Origin of the sequence: Kitasatospora sp. NPDC059408, assembly GCF_042751525.1 — a bacterium.
Lineage (GTDB): Bacteria > Actinomycetota > Actinomycetes > Streptomycetales > Streptomycetaceae > Kitasatospora.
The window spans coordinates 1-18,241 of sequence record NZ_JBHYWI010000130.1 but is presented as its reverse complement, the minus strand read 5'-3'; the positions used below and the strand labels follow the sequence as shown (position 1 = coordinate 18,241).

Genomic DNA, 18,241 nt, shown 5'->3' with positions numbered 1-18,241 from the left:
TTTTATCCCCCCCCCCCCCCCCTGATACAACCACTCCCAATCGCGCCGGCGCCGTCTTTTGTTTATCCTCCCCTGCGCGGGGGGGGGGGGGGGGGGGGGGGGCCCCGGTTGGGGCGGCCCCCCACCCCGCCTCAGCGCCCGGTCGCGCCGTCCAGTTGCTCGCGGATGATGTCCGCGTGCCCGGCGTGCCGGCCGGTCTCCTCGATCATGTGGACGAGCACCCAGCGCAGCGACGGCGCCTCGCCGTCCGGCCGCAGGGAGCGCGCGCCCGGCCGGTCGAGGTCGGCGCCGACCTGTGCGGCGACGGCGTTCGACCGGGCGATCGCGGCCCGGTAGGCGGCGATCTCGCCGGCCACCGTCGCGTCGCCGAGCGGGACTTCGTCCGTTTCCAGCGGCTGCTCGCCGACGCCCCGGTAGGCCCACTCGAACCAGTTGTGCTCGACCACCGCGAGGTGGCGGACCAGCCAGAGCAGGCTCGTCCCGGAGGCGACCCCGGGGCGGCGGGCGTCGTCGTCCGGCAGCCCGGCGAGCTTGGCGATCACCGCCTCGCGCAGGTAGTCGAGGAAGGTGAGCAGCGTGGTCGGCTCGTCGGCGTTGACGCTGGGCGGGCGGACGTCGGGGCGCGGGGAGGGCGCGGCGTTCTCGGTCACCGCGCCACCCTAGTCAGACCCGAAGGACCGTCACCAGCCCTGCGCCGTCACCGTCCCCGCTGCCCTCACCAGCCCCGCTCCCGTCACCAGCCCTGCGCCGCGACCCACTCCGCGAGGTGCCGGGCGCAGTCGTCGACCGACTCCTGCCACGAGCGGACGGCGCCCTCGCCGGCCTCGTCGCTCACGTGCTTGACCAGGCGCACCGGCAGGCCGGCCCGGTGGGCGACGGTGGCGACCGCGTAGCCCTCCATGTCGACGAGGTCGGCGTGCTCGGCGAGGCGGTCGCGGGCGGCCGGGTCGGAGACGAAGAGGTCGCCGGTGGCGAGGACCGGGCCCTCGCCCTTGCCGACCACGAGCGGCGCACCGTAGCTGCGGCCGGTGAGGGCCAGCAGGGCGGGCGAGTCGAGGTCGTGCTGGATCACCTGGGTGACGTGGTGGGTGCCCTCCCAGCCGGGGCGCAGCGCGCCGGCCGTGCCGAGGTTGATCACCTCGGAGGGCTTCTCGCCCCGGGCGAGGACGGTGGCGAGCGCCGCGGCGGCGTTGACCTTCCCTATCCCGGTGAGCAGCACGGGCAGCCGGTCGTCCAGGTGGGCGGCCTCCTCGCGGACGGCGACGACGAGCAGCGGGCGGTCGGGGGCGATCGTTCCAAGCAGGCGCATGGCCCCATCGTACGGAGCAGGGGCGCGGGAGCCCCGGCGGCGACGGCCGGACGACGTACGGGCCGGAGCTCCCGGACCGGGCGTCCGGGAACCGCGCGGGCCCCGATCCGCGTCGCAGCGGTCGCCGCCCGCCTCCGCCCGACGGGTCCGTACGGGAATACGTATGAAGAATTCGCGGAGGCGGCGGGCCCCAATCGTGCACGGCGAAGCTCAAGATCGGCGCAACTCGGGTGTGGCCGGGGGGAGTCACGGCCATACTGCTGGCATCGGCCGGGCACCGGAGGACGGGCCGGGCCCCAGGGGAGGATGAGGCGGGTGGCGACACCAAGAGGTAGCGGCGCGGCGGGCGCCGTGGTTCCGGCACGGCCGAACCGTCCGCCGGCGGCACCGGGCCGGGCGGGCGCCCCGGCGCCGCGGCCCGGCGGGGTGCCGTCGGCGCTGCCGCCGTCCGGCGTGAAGGCCCGGCTGGCGCGCGCCGCGCGGACCGCGCCGGGCCGGCTGCGGCTGGCCGGGGCGGTGCTGGCGGTGCTGACCGTGGCGTTCGGGGGGCTGAGCGCGTGGCAGCTGGAGAGCCGGGCGCAGGCGGCCGAGCGGGTGGTGTCGTACAGCCAGCCGCTGAGCCAGGCGGCGGCGGACATCCACCGTTCGCTCGCGGACGCGGACACCACCGCGGCCACCGGCTTCCTGCTCGCGGGCACCGAGCCGAAGGCCGTCCGGGACCGCTACGAGCAGGACCTCTCGACGGCCGCCCGGCTGATCGCCGAGGCCGCCGCCCGGACGACGTCCTCCTCCCCCGCGCAGGGCTCGCTGGCCCGGCTGAACCAGCAACTGCCCGTCTACGCGGGCCTGGTGGAGAGCGCGCGGGCGGACAACCGGCAGGGCTTCCCGCTCGGCGGCGCCTACCTGCGCTACGCCTCGGACCAGATGCGCAACGTGCTGCTGCCGGCCGCCGCCGAGCTGACGACGTTCGAGAACAAGGAGCTCTCGAACGACTACGAGGAGGCGAAGTCCGCCCCCTGGGCCGGGTACGCGCTCGGGGTGCTCACCCTCGGCGCCCTGGTCTGGGTGCAGGTGGTGCTGTTCCGCCGCACCAACCGGGTGTTCAACGTCGGCCTGCTGGGCGCCACCGCCGCCGTCCTCTCCGGCGCGCTCTGGCTCGCCGTCACCGGCGCCACCACGAGCTCCTCCCTGGACGACAGCGACCGCCTCGGCGCCACCCCGCTGCGCGCCCTCAACACCGCGCGGGTGGACGTGCTGACGGCCCGCCTGGCGGAGAACCTGCACTACGTCGCCCGCGGTTCGACCACCAAGTACGCGGAACTGTGGTCCGCGACGACGACGCACCTGGCGCAGGCCGTGCCCGCGGGCACCCCGGAGGAGTCCCGCCCCGGCTCGCTGCCGGAGGCGTTCCGGCTGGCGCCGGCGTCCGCCCGGGACACCGTCGGCGAGGCGGCCCAGCAGTTCGACTCGTGGTCCTCCCGGCACGACACGGCGAAGAAGCTGGAGACCGACGACGCGGACTACCAGGGCGCCCTGGACGCGACGGTGACGGCCGACCCGGCGAAGGCGCCGGGGACCGCCGACGCCGCGTTCAACGCGACCGACCTGCAGCTCGCGAAGGCCGCCGACACCGAGCAGCAGGAGTTCCACAAGGCCGCCGACGGCACCGACGGCGACCTGCGCACCACCGCCGCCGCGGCCGCCGTCCTCGGCCTGCTGGCCGCGGTGGCGGCGCTGCGCGGCCTCGGCCGCCGACTGGCCGAGTACCGGTAGAGGGGGGACGGACACATGCGCAAGGGGACCGTACGGACCCGCACGGTGACGGCGCTGGCGCTGCTGGCGTCCTGCGCGGCCGTGCTCGGCGGGGGCGGCCCGTCCGGCGCCGCACCGCTGGCGGCGGAGGCGGCACCGCTGTCGCCGCCGGCACCACAGGCCGCGCAGGCCGGACCCTGCGACATCTACGGCAGCGTCCCGCCGAGCACCGAGGACGGCCCGGCGGTGAAGGCCGTCAAGGCCAAGCGCAGCCTGGTGATCGGCGTGGACCAGAACAGCTTCCGCTGGGGCGCCCGCAACCCGAACACCGGCCAGATCGAGGGCTTCGACATCGACCTCGCCCGCGCGATCGGTGCGGCGATCATGGGCGACCCGAACAGGGTCGTCCTCAAGCCGGTGGCGACGGCCGACCGGGTCGACGCCATCCAGAAGGGCCGGGTCGACCTGATCGTCCGCACCATGACGATCAACTGCCAGCGGATGGAGCAGGTGGCCTTCTCCAAGCCGTACTTCAACATCACCCAGCGGGTGCTGGTGCCCCGGTCGTCCCCGGCGAAGAACCTCGACGACGCGATCACCGGCAAGACCGTGTGCGCCGCCAACGGCTCCACGGCCGCGACGGTGCTGAAGGACGTCAAGAAGACCGCCAAGCAGGTCGTCCCGGTGGAGAACCAGCTGGACTGCCTGGTCCTCATGCAGCTCGGCAAGGTCGACGCCACGATGACCGACGACGGCCTCGCGGCCGGCCAGGCCGCCCAGGACCAGACCGTGCGGATCGTGGACGGCGAGGCGCAGCCCGAGGTCATCGGCGTCGCGATGCTCAAGAGCAGCCCCGATCTCACCGCGCGGGTCAACCAGGTGCTGGCCGACTACTACGCGAGCGGCGCCTGGCGCAGCTCGTACGAGCGGTGGCTCAAGCCGTACATGCTCAACGACGCCGACCACTACTGGCCCGGCGCGACGGCCCACTAGGAACGGCCGCCGGAGGCCCTCCGGCGGCCCTCCGCAGGGCCGCCGGGCGGCCACGGCCCGCACGCGGGCCGTTGACGCCGTCTTGACGCCCCGCGCCCGCTCCGCCCGAAGGAGCACCGGCTAGGGTTCGGGACGATCACCACGGGGAGACCCGTCGTGCACGGGGAGATCCGCAGCCCGTCAGGGCCGGGTCGGTGAAGGAAGGATGGACGGCGGTGGCATCTGCTGGCCCGGTACTGAACCGGGAGGAGGTGGACCGCGCGCTCGCGCGCCTCGGCGCGGAGCGCGACGCGGTCGAGTCGGCGCTGCTGGCCCTGCAGGACCACCCGGGCCTGCGGCTGCTGGACGGCGCCGAGCTGTCCGGGCGGACGCAGGAGCGCTGGGCCGTCGCCGGGAAGGGCCTGCCGCTGCTGTGGGCGCTGTTCGACCGGTACTCCGAGGCGCTCGCCTCCGCGCGCGCCGTGCGGGCCCGCAAGGCCAAGCCGGGCTCGGCCGAACTCGCCGAGCTGAGCGAGCTGTTGACCGGCGACGCGGTGACCGTCCCGGGCGGCGCGCTGCCGGACGGGCCGCAGCTGCTCGGCGCGCCCGCCAAGCTCGTCGAGCGGGTCAGCCTGGACGCGCTGATGGCCAGGATGAACTCCTGGTACGCCACCGTCCTGGAGGTGGTCAGCGCCGCCGACGCGGTGTGGTCCGCGCTGCCGGCCAGGATCGACCTGCTGCTCGCCGAACTGCACCGGGTGCGCACGCTCGCCGCCTCGCTCGGCGTCCACGCCGCCACCCACCCGCTGGGCGACGACCTGGCCGGGCTGGAGGCCGACCTGACGGCCCTGCGCACCGAGGTGCGCGGCGACCCGCTCGCGCTGTGGCGCCCGGCCCGGGTGCCCGCCCAGCGCGGCACCGTGCCGGAGGGCGGCGCGTTCGCCTCCCCGTCCGGGGTGGTGGACACCGAGCGCTTCGACCGGGCCGGGCGGGCGCTGGACGGCGTGCGGCTGGAGCTGGAGAACCTGCTGCGGCTGCGCGACGACGCCGAGGAGCGCCTCCAGGGCGTCGGCGACCTGCTCCAGCGGGCCGACGCGACGCTCGGCGAGGCCCGCCGGGCGCGCGGCGAGGTGCTGGCGAAGATAGCCGCCAGCGACGTCCCCGCGGTACCGGGCCCGGCCTCGGCGCTGCGCGAACGGATCGTCGTGGCACTGGAGTTGCGGCAGGCCGGGCAGTGGGGCCGGCTGGCGCCGCTGCTGGACGCGCTGGAGGACGCGGCCGCCAAGGAGCTGGCCCGCGCCCGCCAGTCGCTGACCGAGGTCACCCAGCCGCTCGCCGTGCGGGCGGAACTGCGCGGCCGGCTGGACGCCTACAAGGCGATGGCCGCCCGGCTGCGGGTGTCCGAGGACCCGGAAGTGATCGAGCGGTACGAGAAGGCGCGCTGGCTGCTGTGGAGCGCGCCCTGCGACCTGCGGGCGGCGGCCGCCGCGGTGGCCCGCTTCCAGCAGTCGCTGCGGCCGGCGCACGCCGAGTCCGCACACGAGGAGGCCGGCCAGACGCCGGTCGACGGACAGGTACAGGGGGGCTGAGGTTGATGGGCGAGGCGTGCACACGGCCGGATTGCACCGGCAACGGGACGATCGACGCCGACGGCTACTGCGACGAGTGCGGGCTGGCCCCGGTGGCCGGCACCACCTCCGCGAAGGCCGCCGCGCCCCCGAAGGCGGCGGCGGGCCCCGGCGCCCCCTGCCCGCGCGACTGCTCCGGCACGATCGACGCGGACGGCTACTGCGACGAGTGCGGCCTCACCGCGCCCGGCGGCGAGACCGGCACCACCCAGCCGTACGTGCCCTCGGCCCGGGTCGCCCCGGACACCGGCAACTCCGTCCGCTCGGCCCGCACCGGCTCCGCCCGCTCGATGTCCGGCCGCTCCCGCTCGCACCGCTCGACCCGCACCGGCAGCAGCCGCTCGGTCTCGGTGCGCAGCACCCGCGGCAGCGTCAGCGCGGGCACCCGCAGCCGGCTCGGCGCCGGCCTGGTGACCGTCCCGACCGTGGAGACGGCCGACCCGTCCCTCGCGGTGCTGGAGAACCCCGAGGTGCCCGAGCGCAAGCGCTTCTGCGCCAAGTGCGAGGCCCCGGTGGGCCGGGAGAAGGACGGCCGCCCGGGCCGCCCGGACGGCTTCTGCACCAAGTGCGGCACGCCGTACTCGTTCACGCCCAAGCTGCGCCGCGGGGACCTCGTCGGCGGGCAGTACGAGGTCGTGGGCTGCCTGGCGCACGGCGGCCTCGGCTGGATCTACCTCGCGGTGGACCGCCGGGTCAACGACAAGTGGGTCGTCCTCAAGGGCCTGCTGAACACCGGCGACGAGGACGCGCTGGCCGCGGCCGTCGCCGAGCGGCGCTTCCTCGCCGAGGTGGACCACCCGAACATCGTCCGGATCATCAACTTCGCCGAGCACCTGGACATCGGCACCGGCTCCACCGACGGCTACATCGTCATGGAGTACGTCGGCGGCAAGTCGCTCAAGGACATCGCCAACGACCGCCGCACCGCGGACGGCCGGCGCGAGCCGCTGCCCGTCGAGGTGGGGATCGCGTACGCGCTGGAGGCGCTGCCGGCGCTCGGGTACCTGCACGCCCGGGGCCTGATCTACTGCGACTTCAAGATCGACAACGTGATCCAGAGCGGCGACGCGCTCAAGATCATCGACATGGGCGCGGTCTGCCGCCTCGACCACGACGGCCCGATCTACGGCACCGTCGGCTACCAGGCCCCCGAGATCGCGAGCCTCGGCCCCTCCCCCGCCTCCGACCTCTACACCGTCGCCCGCACCCTCGCGGTGCTCACCTTCGACTTCCAGGGCTACAGCACCACCTACCGCGACACGCTGCCCGGCCCCGAGGACGTCGAGGTCTTCGCGACGTACGAGTCGTACTACCGCTTCCTGGTCCGCGCCACCGACCCCGACCCGGCCCGCCGCTTCGCCTCCGCCGAGGAGATGGCCGACCAGCTCACCGGCGTGCTGCGGGAGGTCCTGGCCCTCCAGGACGGCCGGGCCCGGCCCGCGCTCTCCACCCTGTTCGGGCCCGAACTGCGCGTCGTCGACACCGAGCTGGTGCTGCCCACCGAGCAGACCGGGCAGCTCAGGGTGGCCGAGCTCGACCCGGCCGCCGCCGCCCTCGCGCTGCCCGTCCCCCGGGTCGACCCCGGCGACCCCAACGCGGGCTTCCTCGCGACCCTGCTCGCCACCGACCCCCAGGAGGCGCTCGCCGCACTGGCCGGCGCCCCCGCCGACTCCGCCGAACGCCGCCTGCGCGAACTGCGCGCCCTGCTCGAACTCGGCCGCCACAGCGAGGCCCTGGCCGCGCTCGCGACCCTGGAGCAGGACCACTCCGACGACTGGCGGGTCGTCTGGTACCGCGGCCTCACCGCCCTCGTCGGCGCCACCGCCGGAGCCGACGCGAGCGCGGGCGAGCCGGACGAGGCCTCCCTGCGGGCCGCCGCCGAGGCCTTCGACGCGGTCTACGACGCCTTCCCCGGCGAGAGCGCCCCCAAGCTGGCCCTCGCCATCTGCGCCGAACTGCTCGGCGACGGCGGCGACGCGGCCGAGTTCTACCGGCTCGTCTGGACCACCGACCAGTCCTACCTCAGCGCCGCCTTCGGCCTCGCCCGGGTCCGCCTCGACGACGGGATGCGGCCGGACGCCGTCCGCGTCCTGGAGTCCGTCCCGGCCACCTCCAGCCAGTACACCGCCGCCCGCATCGCCGCCGTCCGCGCCCGGCTGCGCGAGCGCGCCGCGACCGAGCCGATCGGCGCCGACCTCGCGGCCGGCTCCGACCAGCTGACGGCCCTGCGGCTGGACGACCGGCGGCGCGAGGAACTGTCCGTCGAGGTGCTCCAGGCCGCCCTCGGCTGGGTCACCGCCGGCTCCGCCGGGGCCGGCCAGGGCGGACGGCCGACGGTGCTGGGACGACCCGCCGACGAGCGGGAACTGCGCTTCGCCCTGGAACAGTCCTACCGGGTACTCGCCCGGTTGGCAGACCGGGCCGAGACCAGGATCGAGATGGTGGAACGGGCCAACCGCGCCCGCCCCAGGACGTGGGTGTAACCGATGCCGCAGCAGACCGTGTGCCCGAGCTGTTCCGAACCGCTGGCCCCGGAGGACGCCTTCTGCGGCGCCTGCGGGACCGGCCGGGACAGCCGGCCCGCCCCGGGCGCGATGCCCGCGGGCTGGGCCTCCCCCCGCGCCGAGTCCGTCCCCGCGCAGCAGCACGGGCCGGTCTGCGTCCACTGCGGCCTGCCGCAGGTCGGCGCCGACGGCTACTGCGAGGCCTGCGGCGGCGCCCAGCCGCGCCCGCGCGACCACATGGAGAAGGCCCTCGCGGGCGTCGCCGGGGTCAGCGACCGCGGCGTGCGCCACCACCGCAACGAGGACTCCTTCACCGTCGCCGCGACCTCGCTGCCCGGCGGCGAGCCCGTCGTCGTCGCCGTCGTGTGCGACGGCGTCTCCTCCTCGGACCGCCCGGACCAGGCCTCCGAGACCGCCGTCGACGCCGCCTCCGAGTCGCTGCTCAGCGCCCTGGAGGCCGGCACCGACCCGGACGCCGCGATGCGCCGGGCCATCGCCGACGCCGCCAAGGCCGTCGCCGACCTCGCCGGGGCCGGCGCCGGGCCCGCCCGGCCCGACCTCAACGCGCCCGCCTGCACCTACGTCAGCGCCATCGCGGCCGGCGGCCGGGTCACCATCGGCTGGGTCGGCGACACCCGCGCCTACTGGATCCCGGACGACCGGGCCGCCGCCGAGCCCTTCCGGCTCACCCAGGACGACTCCTGGGCGGCCCGGATGGTCGAGGCCGGCCTGATGGGCGAGGCCGAGGCCTACGCCGACCCGCGCGCCCACGCGATCACCGGCTGGCTCGGCGCCGACGCCGAGGAGGTCGTCCCGCACACGCTGGACTTCACCCCGCACGTCCCCGGGGTGCTGCTGGTCTGCACCGACGGCCTGTGGAACTACGCCGAGGCCGCCACCGACCTCGCCTACTACGTCCGGCCGGACGCCCGGACCGAACCGCTCGCGGCGGCCCAGGCCCTGGTCAGGTTCGCGGTCGCGGCCGGCGGCCACGACAACATCACCGTCGCCGTCCTGCCGATCGACCCGCCCGCCCGGCCCGACCCCGAGGAGGTCGAGCAGACCCCGACCGCCCTCGACCTGCCGGTGATCACCCCGGCCGGGGCGCGGCCGGACCCGGAGGACGACCCGGACTACGAACCGACGCTGCCGGACCTCCCGGTGATCGGCTCCCCGGCCGCCCCGCTGCCGCCGCAGGTCCCGCCGGCACCGTCCGCCCCGCCGGCACCGCCCGCGCCGCCGGCCGGCCCGCCGGGCGCCCCCGGGGTGCCGCCCGTCCCGCCGCAGCCGCCGCACCCGCCGACCGCCTGACGTCCCGACGGTCCGTCCCGCCCGCCCCGCCCGGCCCGAGCGCCGGGCGGGTGCACCGACCGATCCCGCATCAACCCTTCATCCCGACGGGAGCCACCGGCCCATGGCAACACTGGCTAAGCCGAACCTGCCCAGGTTCGACGTGGACATCTTCCAGAACGAGTTCCTCGCCGACGGTGCCCGCGAGGTCAACGCCATCGTCACCGTCACCGCGACCGGCGGCGGCACCACCGGCGGCCGCCCGCTCGGCGTCGCCGACGCCGGGACGCAGGGGGCCGCCGGCACCGCCGCCGTGGTCATCCTGGTCGACTGCTCCGGCTCGATGGACTACCCCAAGAGCAAGATCAACGGCGCCCGCGAGGCCACCGCCGCCGCCATCGACGCCCTGCGCGACGGCACCGCCTTCGCGGTCGTCGCCGGCACCCACGAGGCCCGCGACATCTACCCCGGCGACGGCACCCTCGCGACCGCCTCCGCCACCACCCGCGAACACGCCAAGGAGTCCCTGCGCCGCCTCACCGCGGCCGGCGGCACCGCCATGGGCACCTGGCTCGCCAAGGCCGACAAGCTCTTCCTGACCCGCCGCGACATCTCCATCCGGCACGCCATCCTGCTCACCGACGGCAACAACGAGCACGAGTCGGCGCAGGACCTCGCCCGCAACATCGAGCGCGTCACCGGCCACTTCACCGCCGACTGCCGCGGCGTCGGCACCGACTGGCGGATCGACGAGCTGCGCACGATCTCCTCCGCGCTGCTCGGCACCGTCGACATCGTCGCCGAACCGGGCGGCCTCGCCGACGACTTCCGCTCGATGATGGCCGGCGCCATGGGCAAGCAGGTCGCCGACGTCGCGCTGCGGATCTGGACCCCGGCCAACGCCTCGGTCAAGTTCGTCAAGCAGGTCGCCCCGAGCGTCGAGGACCTCACCGCCCGGCGCGCCGAGGCCGGGCCGCGGGCCGGCGACTACCCGACCGGCTCCTGGGGCGACGAGAGCCGCGACTACCACGTGTGCGTCGAGGTCCCGGCCGCCTCGGTCGGCAACGAGATGCTCGCCGCCCGGGTCAGCCTCGTGCTGCCCCCGCAGGCCGCCGGCGGCACCCCCGAGGTGCTCTCCCAGGGCCTGGTCAAGGCCGTCTGGACGGACGACCTCGCCTCCTCCACCCGGATCAGCCCGCAGGTCGCCCACTACACCGGCCAGGCCGAGCTCGCCTCCTCCATCCAGGAGGGCCTGGAGGCGCACCGCGCCGGGGACGTCGACACCGCGACCGCCAAGCTCGGCGCCGCCGTCCGGATCGCCCACGCGACCGGCAACGAGGGCACCTACAAGCTGCTCCAGAAGGTGGTGGACGTCGTCGACGCCAAGGAGGGTACGGTTCGGTTCCGTAAGAACGTGAGCGAGGCCGACTCGATGACCCTCGAGACCCGGTCGACGAAGACCGTACGTGTGAAGAAGTGACCGCTACCGCTGAAGACGTGACCGGGCCGCCGCCCGGCGCGACCGCCGCCCCAAGCCGGCACGAACTGAGGGGGACCTGATGCCGATCTGCCCGAGGGGCCATGAGTCGCAGGCCGAGGACTGGTGCGACTTCTGCGGCTTTCCGATGACTCCGCCGCCCCCGGCCCCACCCGGAGCCCACCCGGGGGCGTACGGAGCCGCACCCGCGCCCGGCGCACCCGCCGGGCACCCGCAGCACGGGGGTGCACCGTACGGGGCGCCGATGCCGCCGATGCCGCCGGGCGCGGTGCCGCCGCCCCCGCCCGCCCCGGCGCCGCAGGGCCTGACCGAGGGCCTGACGGTCTGCCCGATCTGCCGCAGCCCGCAGACCGGCCGGTTCTGCGAGGAGTGCGGGTACGACTACGACCTGTCCACCCCCTCGCGCCGGCAGGCCCCGGCCGGGCACGCCCCGGTGCCCCCGCCCGCGCAGGCGCCCGCGCCGCTGAACATCCCGGCGGCGTACGGCGGCCCGGCACCGGCCCCGGTGCAGCCGCCCGTCCACCAGCACGCGCCGGCCCAGCAGCACGCGCCGGCCCAGCCCATGCCGTCGCAGCCGCAGCCGCCCGTGCAACCGCACACCTACGGCTACCCTCCGCCCGAGAACGGCTACCCCGAGGCCGCCTTCCCGGAGGCCCCGGTGCGCGAGGACTCCGGCCCGGTCTACGCCGACCCGGGCAACCGCGACTTCGGCACGTCGTTCAACCTGGCCCCGCCGATGCCGGCGCAGCCGGATCCGCAGCAGCACGCCGCCGTCCCGCCGCAGCCGGTGCGGACCAACTGGATCGCCGTCGTCGCGGCCGACCGCGAGTACTTCACCGAGATGATGGCCCGCAGCGGCCCCGAGGCGGCCGGCCTGTTCTTCCCGCCGTACTGCCCCGAGCGGCGCGTCCCGCTGACCGGCCGCGGCCAGCTGCGGATCGGCCGGCGCAGCCAGCACCGCGGCACCGTCCCGGAGATCGACCTGTCGGTGCCGCCGGAGGACCCGGGCGCCTCGCACCAGCACGCGCTGCTCGCCGAGCAGGCGGACGGCAGCTGGGTGCTGGTCGACCAGGACTCGACCAACGGCACGACGGTGAACGGCGGCTCCGAGCCGATCGCGCCGCACGTCGCCGTGCCGCTGAACGACGGTGACCGGATCCACATCGGCGCCTGGACGACCATCACCGTGCACCGCGCCTGACCAACGGTCAACAGGGCCGGGCGGATCGGAAAATCCGCCCGGCCCTGCGTTTTCCCGGTTCCTCAAACAATGCACAAATCTCTGGTCGCCGATGTGCATATTTTCAGACGAACGCCCTACGCTCTGGGCTCATGACTGCAGCTATATCCGCTGACGGCATCCGTCAGCGGTACGGGGACGTGCAGGCTGTCGACGGGGTGTCACTCACGGTCGAAGCCGGCGAATTCTACGGAATCCTGGGGCCCAACGGCGCCGGGAAGACCACCACGCTGGAGATCCTGGAAGGGATCCGCAAGCCCGACGAGGGCCGGATCGAGCTGCTGGGGATGGCCCCCTGGCCGCGCAACCCGCAGCTGCTGCCGCGCATCGGCGTGCAGTTCCAGGCCTCCGCCTTCTTCCGCAAGCTCACCGCCCGGGAGACCATCCGCACCTTCGCGTCGTTCTACGGGGTCGGCCCCAAGCGGGCCGACGCGATGCTGGAGCGCGTCGGCCTCGCCGACAAGGCCGGGGTGATGACCGAGCAGATGTCCGGCGGCCAGGCCCAGCGCCTGTCCATCGCCTGCGCGCTCGCCCACGACCCGGAGCTCGTCTTCCTCGACGAGCCCACCACCGGCCTCGACCCGCAGGCCCGGCGCAACCTCTGGGACCTCCTGCGGGACATCAACCGCGAGGGCCGCACCGTCGTCCTGACCACCCACTACCTGGACGAGGCCGAGATCCTCTGCGACCGGGTCTCGATCATGGACCACGGCAAGATCCTGCACACCGGCGCCCCCGCGGCACTGATCCGCGAGATCGACGACACCGTCCGGATCAGCGTCGAGTCCGGCCAGCTCGCCCTCGACCGGGCGCGCGACCTGCTCGCCGCGGCCGGCGCCGACATCGCCTCCCTGGAGGACGACGGCACCACGCTGTCCCTCTCCACCCGCCTCCCGGCCCCGATCCTGGCCGTCCTCGCCGAGCACAACGCCCTGCGCGGCCTCGAAGTGCGCGGCGCCACCCTGGAGGACGTCTTCCTCCAGCTGACCGGACGGGAGTACCGGGCATGACCGCCACCCAGTCCACCGAGCCGAAGGTGCCCGCCCAGCGCGGCGGTGCGGCCGACGCCGCCGCGGACAACGAGCGGGTCAGCGCCTTCTGGAGCCTGTCGCGCTCGATGCTGCTGTCGTTCAAGCGCGACCGCAGCGCCGTCTTCTTCGTCATGCTGTTCCCGCTGATGTTCCTGCTGCTGTTCGGCACCCTGCTCAAGGGCGCCACCAGCCCGCACGCCAAGGTCGCCCAGGTCGGCGCCGTGCAGGTGCTGGACTCGGTGCAGGGCGAGGGCCGCGCGGAGCTCGACAAGGTCCTGGAGATCACCAGGACCGACGACGAGGCGGCCGCGCTCACCAAGGTGCGCAAGGGCGACCTCGACGCGCTGATCGAGCAGGGCCCGGACGGCAGGATCGAGCTGCACTTCAGCGCGGCCGACCAGGTCCGCGCCGGCTCCGTCCAGGGCATCCTCAACGCGATCGTCCAGCAGGCCAACCAGGCCGCCTACCAGCAGGCCACCGGCAAGCCGCCGGCGTTCTCGCTGGACGCGACCCAGGTCGAGGACCAGTCGCTCAAGCCGATCCAGTTCCTCACCCCCGGCCTGCTCGGCTGGGCCGTCGCCACCGGCGCCGTGTTCGGCGCCTCGCTGACCCTGGTCGGCTGGCGCAAGCAGAAGGTGCTCCGCCGGCTGCGGCTCGCCCCGGTCAGCGCCTTCTCGGTCATCGCCTCCCGGGTCGTGGTGTCGGTGGTCACCGCCCTCGCCCAGACGGCGATCTTCCTGGTCGTCGCCACCACGCCGTACTTCGGGCTCAAGCTCAGCGGCGACTGGTGGCTGATCATCCCGCTGGTGGTCTGCGCGACCATCGCCTTCATGTCGATCGGCCTGCTGGCCGGCTCGATCGCCAAGACCGAGGAGGCGGCCAACGGCATCTCGCAGATCATCGTGCTGCCGATGTCGTTCCTCTCCGGCTCCTTCTTCAAGATGGACGACGCCCCGGGCTGGCTGAAGACCATCTCCGAGGTGCTGCCGCTGCGGCACCTGGTCGACGCCGCCGGGTCCGTGCTCAGCCGCGGCGGCGGCGTCATGGACGCGCTGCCCGCCATGGGCATCCTGCTGGGCTTCGCCGTCGTGCTGACGCTCGTCTCGGCGAAGCTGTTCAAGTGGGACGACGTCTGACCGTAGCTCCCCGGCAGTGCCACGGCACTGGCCCAACCCCGCGGGGTCGTACGCCTTTGGTCCCGGTGTACGGCCCCGTCGGCGTCTGCGACCATGGTCGGGTGAATGAGATCCGGCGTGGCACGCTCAGCGAGGAGAGCTTCTTCGACAAGGTCGGCGGCGAGCCGACCTTCCGGCGGTTGGTCCACCGGTTCTACCAGGGCGTCGCCGAGGACGAGTTGCTGCGCCCGATGTACCCCGAGGCGGACCTCGGCCCGGCCGAGGAGCGCCTGGTCCTCTTCCTCATGCAGTACTGGGGCGGCCCGCGCACCTACAGCGAGCACCGCGGCCACCCGCGGCTGCGCATGCGGCACGTGCCGTTCAAGGTCGACCGCGCGGCCCACGACGCCTGGCTCACGCACATGCGCGCGGGCGTCGACGAACTCGCCCTCCCCGCCGAGGACGAGCAGCAGCTGTGGGACTACCTCACCTACGCCGCCGCCTCGATGATCAACACCGAGGGCTGATCAACGCCGAGGGCTGATCGGCCCCTGCGGCCCTGCCCGAGCGGACCTACCTGCGCGGACCTGCCCGAGCAGCCCGGCCCGAGCGGACCTACCTGAGCGGGCTGAGCCCCAGCCCCGCGCCCGGCGCGGCCGCCGTGCGGACCGCCACCGACCCGGCCGGGGCGCTCAGCCGCAGCCAGCCGCCGGCCCGGTGCACGGTCAGCGGGGCGTCCGGCTTCAGGAAGCCGATCACGTACGCCGCGTGGACCGCCCGCAGCGGCAGCTCCGGCAGCGCCGCCACCGGGCGGGACCAGATCTCGTCGGCCAGGTCGTCCAGCACCGCGCGGCTGCGGTGGTGTATCGGGACGGCCTCGCTGCGCTCGCGGAACTCCCGCACGCCGGCCATCAGTTCCGGGTACACCCGGGCCACCGCCGACTCCCCGACCGGACGCCAGCCGGTGCGCGGCGGCAGCAGCCCGGCCCAGGCCGGGCCGGTCACCGGCGCGGGCAGCGCGACCGCGCCCGTCCCCGCGTCGACGGCGTCCAGCAGTTGGCCCGCCGAGACGGTCCGGTCGACCGGCTCGCCGAGGCCGGTCAGCCGCGCGGTGCGGATCGCCAGCGCGCCCGAACCGCCCAGCGGCAGCCGCCCGAAGACCGCCAGCACGCCCTCGCCCTCGGCCGGGGCCACCGCCTGCAACCGCACCGACGCCGCCTTGTCGAAGCGCAGCAGGCGCAGCAGGAAGGCGGACAGGTCGGCGGCCTCGCCGGCATCGGTCAGCGCGAGGCGGTCGGTGGTGGTCAACGCGGTTCGGCTCTCATCGGTATCGGTAGGAGGTTTCTGCGCTCGGGTTCTGCGCTCGGGTTCTGCGCTCGGGTACTGCGCTCGGGTACTGCGCTCAGGCGACGGCGACGGCCGCTTCGGCCTTCAGCTCGCCCTGCTGCGCCGGGACGGACTCGTCCACGAAGCGGGACAGGAACTGCCGCTCCACCGCGGAGATCCGGCGCGGGCGCTGCTCGGCCAGGTCGTAGGGCACGACCACGGTGGAGGCGCGGACGTACACGATGTCGCCGCCGTCCTCGGCGGTGTCCTTGATCTCGTACGCCACGGTCAGCGAGGCGACACCGATCTTGGTCACCCAGGTCTCGATGGTCACCGGCTCCGGGCGGTGCACCAACGGCCGCTTGTAGTCGATCTCGTGGCGCGCCACGACCGACCCGCCCGCGAACTCCCCGGCACCGGCCGCGGCGGCCTGGGTGAACATGAAGTCGATCCGGGCCTCCTCCAGGTAGCGCAGGAAGACCACGTTGTTGACGTGCCCGAAGGCGTCCATGTCGGACCAGCGCAGCGGGCAGGCGTAGATGTGGCGGGCCACAGGTGTTCTCCTCGGTGTCCGGTCGCCCGCCGCGGTTCGGCGGCGGCGGGCCGCGGCCCGGCAGGCCGCCCCGGGGGGCAGTCTGCCGGGCCGTCGTGACAGCTGGGTGTCAGCCGCGGGTCAGCTTCTTGTAGGTGGCCCGGTGCGGACGGGCGGCGTCGGCGCCCAGTCGCTCGATCTTGTTCTTCTCGTACGACTCGAAGTTGCCCTCGAACCAGAACCACTTGCTCTCGCCCTCGTAGGCGAGGATGTGGGTGGCCACCCGGTCCAGGAACCAGCGGTCGTGGGAGATGACCACGGCGCAGCCGGGGAACTCCAGCAGGGCGTTCTCCAGCGAGGAGAGCGTCTCGACGTCGAGGTCGTTGGTGGGCTCGTCGAGGAGCAGCAGGTTGCCGCCCTGCTTGAGGGTGAGCGCCAGGTTCAGGCGGTTGCGCTCACCGCCGGAGAGCACGCCGGCCGGCTTCTGCTGGTCCGGGCCCTTGAAGCCGAAGGCCGACACGTAGGCGCGGGACGGCATCTCGACCTGGCCGACGTTGATCCAGTCCATACCGTCGGAGACGACCTCCCAGAGGGTCTTCTTCGGGTCGATGTTGGAGCGGGTCTGGTCGACGTAGCTGATCTTGACGGTCTCGCCGACCTTGACCGTGCCGCTGTCCGGGGTCTCCAGGTCCTGGAGCATCTTGAACAGGGTGGTCTTGCCGGCGCCGTTCGGACCGATGATGCCGACGATGCCGTTGCGCGGCAGGGTGAAGCTCAGGTCGTCGATCAGGACCTTCTCACCGAAGGCCTTGTTGAGGTTCTCGACCTCGATGACGACGCTGCCCAGGCGCGGGCCCGGCGGGATCTGGATCTCCTCGAAGTCCAGCTTCCGCATCTTGTCCGCCTCGGCCGCCATCTCCTCGTAGCGGGCCAGACGGGCCTTGGACTTCGCCTGGCGGCCCTTGGCGTTGGAGCGGACCCACTCAAGCTCTTCCTTGAGGCGCTTGGCGCGCTTGGCGTCCTTCTGCCCCTCGACCTTGAGACGGGACTGCTTGGTCTCCAGGTAGGTGGAGTAGTTGCCCTCGTACGGGTAGGCGCGGCCGCGGTCGAGCTCCAGGATCCACTGGGCGACGTTGTCCAGGAAGTACCGGTCGTGGGTGACGGCGACGACGGTGCCCTTGTACTTCTCCAGGTGCTGCTCCAGCCAGTTCACCGACTCGGCGTCCAGGTGGTTGGTGGGCTCGTCGAGGAGCAGCAGGTCGGGCGCCTCCAGCAGCAGCTTGCAGAGCGCCACGCGGCGCTTCTCGCCACCGGAGAGCTTGGTGACCGGCCAGTCGCCGGGCGGGCAGCCCAGGGCGTCCATGGCCTGCTCCAGCTGGGCGTCCAGGTCCCAGGCCTCGGCGTGGTCCAGGTCCTCCTGGAGCTTGCCCATCTCGTCGAGCAGGGCGTCCGAGTAGTCGGTCGCCATCAGCTCGGCGATCTCGTTGAAGCGGTTGAGCTTCCCCTTGATCTCCTTGACGCCGTCCTCGACGTTCTCCAGGACCGTCTTGGACTCGTCGAGCGGCGGCTCCTGGAGGAGCATGCCGACGGTGAAACCGGGCGAGAGGAAGGCGTCGCCGTTGGAGGGCTGCTCCAGGCCGGCCATCATCTTCAGCACGGTGGACTTACCGGCACCGTTGGGGCCCACGACGCCGATCTTCGCCCCGGGGAGGAAGCTGAGCGTCACGTCGTCAAGGATGACCTTGTCTCCGTGCGCCTTGCGCACCTTGCGCATCGTGTAGATGTATTCCGCCACGTGAGATCGCTCCGGCGTCGTCGGGAGTAATTCGGCTTGCAGCCTTCCATTGTGCCGCACCGGCCGGGAGCCCCGAACCGCCCGGGTGACCCCACCGGGGTATACCGGACGGCCCGGCGGGCTCGCACCGGGCCCACCTGCGGCGCACCCGCTCCGGCCCGACCGCTCCAGCCGACCGGGACGCCTCGCGGAACGCCTCCCGCGATGCCTCCCGCAACGCCGACGGCCCGGCTCCCCGCAGCTGGTGCG

At 74.0% G+C, this 18,241-nt stretch carries 15 protein-coding genes; 10 read left to right on the top strand and 5 right to left on the bottom strand.

The window, feature by feature from the left end; all coding sequences use genetic code 11:
- Positions 1-131: 131 nt before the first annotated feature.
- The gene (locus ACFXDE_RS41795; RefSeq protein WP_380499433.1) at positions 132-650 is read right to left on the bottom strand and encodes a DinB family protein; all 519 of its coding nucleotides are present in this window, start codon (positions 648-650) and stop codon (positions 132-134) included.
- Between the two features lie 83 nt (positions 651-733).
- Complete coding sequence (locus ACFXDE_RS41790) at positions 734-1,309, bottom strand: nucleosidase (protein ID WP_380441879.1); 576 nt, start codon at positions 1,307-1,309, stop codon at positions 734-736.
- A gap of 315 nt (positions 1,310-1,624) precedes the next feature.
- Here ACFXDE_RS41790 and ACFXDE_RS41785 point away from each other — a divergent pair, with 315 nt between their 5' ends.
- The 10 genes from ACFXDE_RS41785 to ACFXDE_RS41740 all read left to right on the top strand — a co-directional run bounded on the left by ACFXDE_RS41785 (position 1,625) and on the right by ACFXDE_RS41740 (position 14,866).
- Complete coding sequence (locus ACFXDE_RS41785; protein ID WP_380499432.1) at positions 1,625-3,082, top strand: hypothetical protein; 1,458 nt, start codon at positions 1,625-1,627, stop codon at positions 3,080-3,082.
- Positions 3,083-3,097: 15 nt separating this feature from the next.
- Positions 3,098-4,054, top strand: coding sequence for a glutamate ABC transporter substrate-binding protein (locus tag ACFXDE_RS41780; RefSeq protein WP_380448852.1), 957 nt, complete (start codon positions 3,098-3,100; stop codon positions 4,052-4,054).
- A 215-nt stretch (positions 4,055-4,269) separates the two neighbouring features.
- Positions 4,270-5,622: a hypothetical protein gene (locus tag ACFXDE_RS41775; protein ID WP_380448849.1), complete on the top strand. Its 1,353-nt coding sequence runs from the start codon at positions 4,270-4,272 to the stop codon at positions 5,620-5,622.
- Between the two features lie 5 nt (positions 5,623-5,627).
- Entirely contained in the window at positions 5,628-8,144 is a 2,517-nt protein-coding gene (locus ACFXDE_RS41770) for a tetratricopeptide repeat protein (RefSeq protein ID WP_380499431.1), read from the top strand.
- 3 nt (positions 8,145-8,147) lie between these two features.
- Complete coding sequence (locus tag ACFXDE_RS41765; protein ID WP_380499430.1) at positions 8,148-9,476, top strand: protein phosphatase 2C domain-containing protein; 1,329 nt, start codon at positions 8,148-8,150, stop codon at positions 9,474-9,476.
- A gap of 103 nt (positions 9,477-9,579) precedes the next feature.
- Positions 9,580-10,935: a VWA domain-containing protein gene (locus ACFXDE_RS41760; RefSeq protein WP_380436703.1), complete on the top strand. Its 1,356-nt coding sequence runs from the start codon at positions 9,580-9,582 to the stop codon at positions 10,933-10,935.
- 262 nt (positions 10,936-11,197) lie between these two features.
- Entirely contained in the window at positions 11,198-12,154 is a 957-nt protein-coding gene (locus ACFXDE_RS41755; RefSeq protein WP_380499429.1) for an FHA domain-containing protein, read from the top strand.
- Between the two features lie 131 nt (positions 12,155-12,285).
- Positions 12,286-13,203: an ABC transporter ATP-binding protein gene (locus tag ACFXDE_RS41750; protein ID WP_380499428.1), complete on the top strand. Its 918-nt coding sequence runs from the start codon at positions 12,286-12,288 to the stop codon at positions 13,201-13,203.
- Positions 13,200-14,360, top strand: coding sequence for an ABC transporter permease (locus ACFXDE_RS41745; protein ID WP_380499427.1), 1,161 nt, complete (start codon positions 13,200-13,202; stop codon positions 14,358-14,360). The genes ACFXDE_RS41750 and ACFXDE_RS41745 overlap by 4 nt, the downstream gene beginning before the upstream one ends.
- A 101-nt stretch (positions 14,361-14,461) precedes the next feature.
- Positions 14,462-14,866 carry a globin gene (locus ACFXDE_RS41740; protein WP_380436696.1) on the top strand — a complete coding sequence of 135 codons (405 nt, stop codon included), beginning with the start codon at positions 14,462-14,464 and terminating at the stop codon, positions 14,864-14,866.
- Positions 14,867-14,954: 88 nt separating this feature from the next.
- Here the strand turns inward: ACFXDE_RS41740 and ACFXDE_RS41735 are convergent, their stop codons facing one another.
- The 3 genes from ACFXDE_RS41735 to ettA form a co-directional block, all read right to left on the bottom strand.
- On the bottom strand, positions 14,955-15,647 hold the full coding sequence (locus ACFXDE_RS41735; RefSeq protein ID WP_380499426.1) for a hypothetical protein: 693 nt from the start codon (positions 15,645-15,647) through the stop codon (positions 14,955-14,957).
- A gap of 94 nt (positions 15,648-15,741) precedes the next feature.
- On the bottom strand, positions 15,742-16,218 hold the full coding sequence (locus tag ACFXDE_RS41730) for an acyl-CoA thioesterase (protein WP_380499425.1): 477 nt from the start codon (positions 16,216-16,218) through the stop codon (positions 15,742-15,744).
- A 109-nt stretch (positions 16,219-16,327) separates the two neighbouring features.
- Positions 16,328-17,992, bottom strand: coding sequence for an energy-dependent translational throttle protein EttA (ettA, locus tag ACFXDE_RS41725; RefSeq protein WP_380499424.1), 1,665 nt, complete (start codon positions 17,990-17,992; stop codon positions 16,328-16,330).
- Between the last annotated feature and the right edge of the window lie 249 nt (positions 17,993-18,241).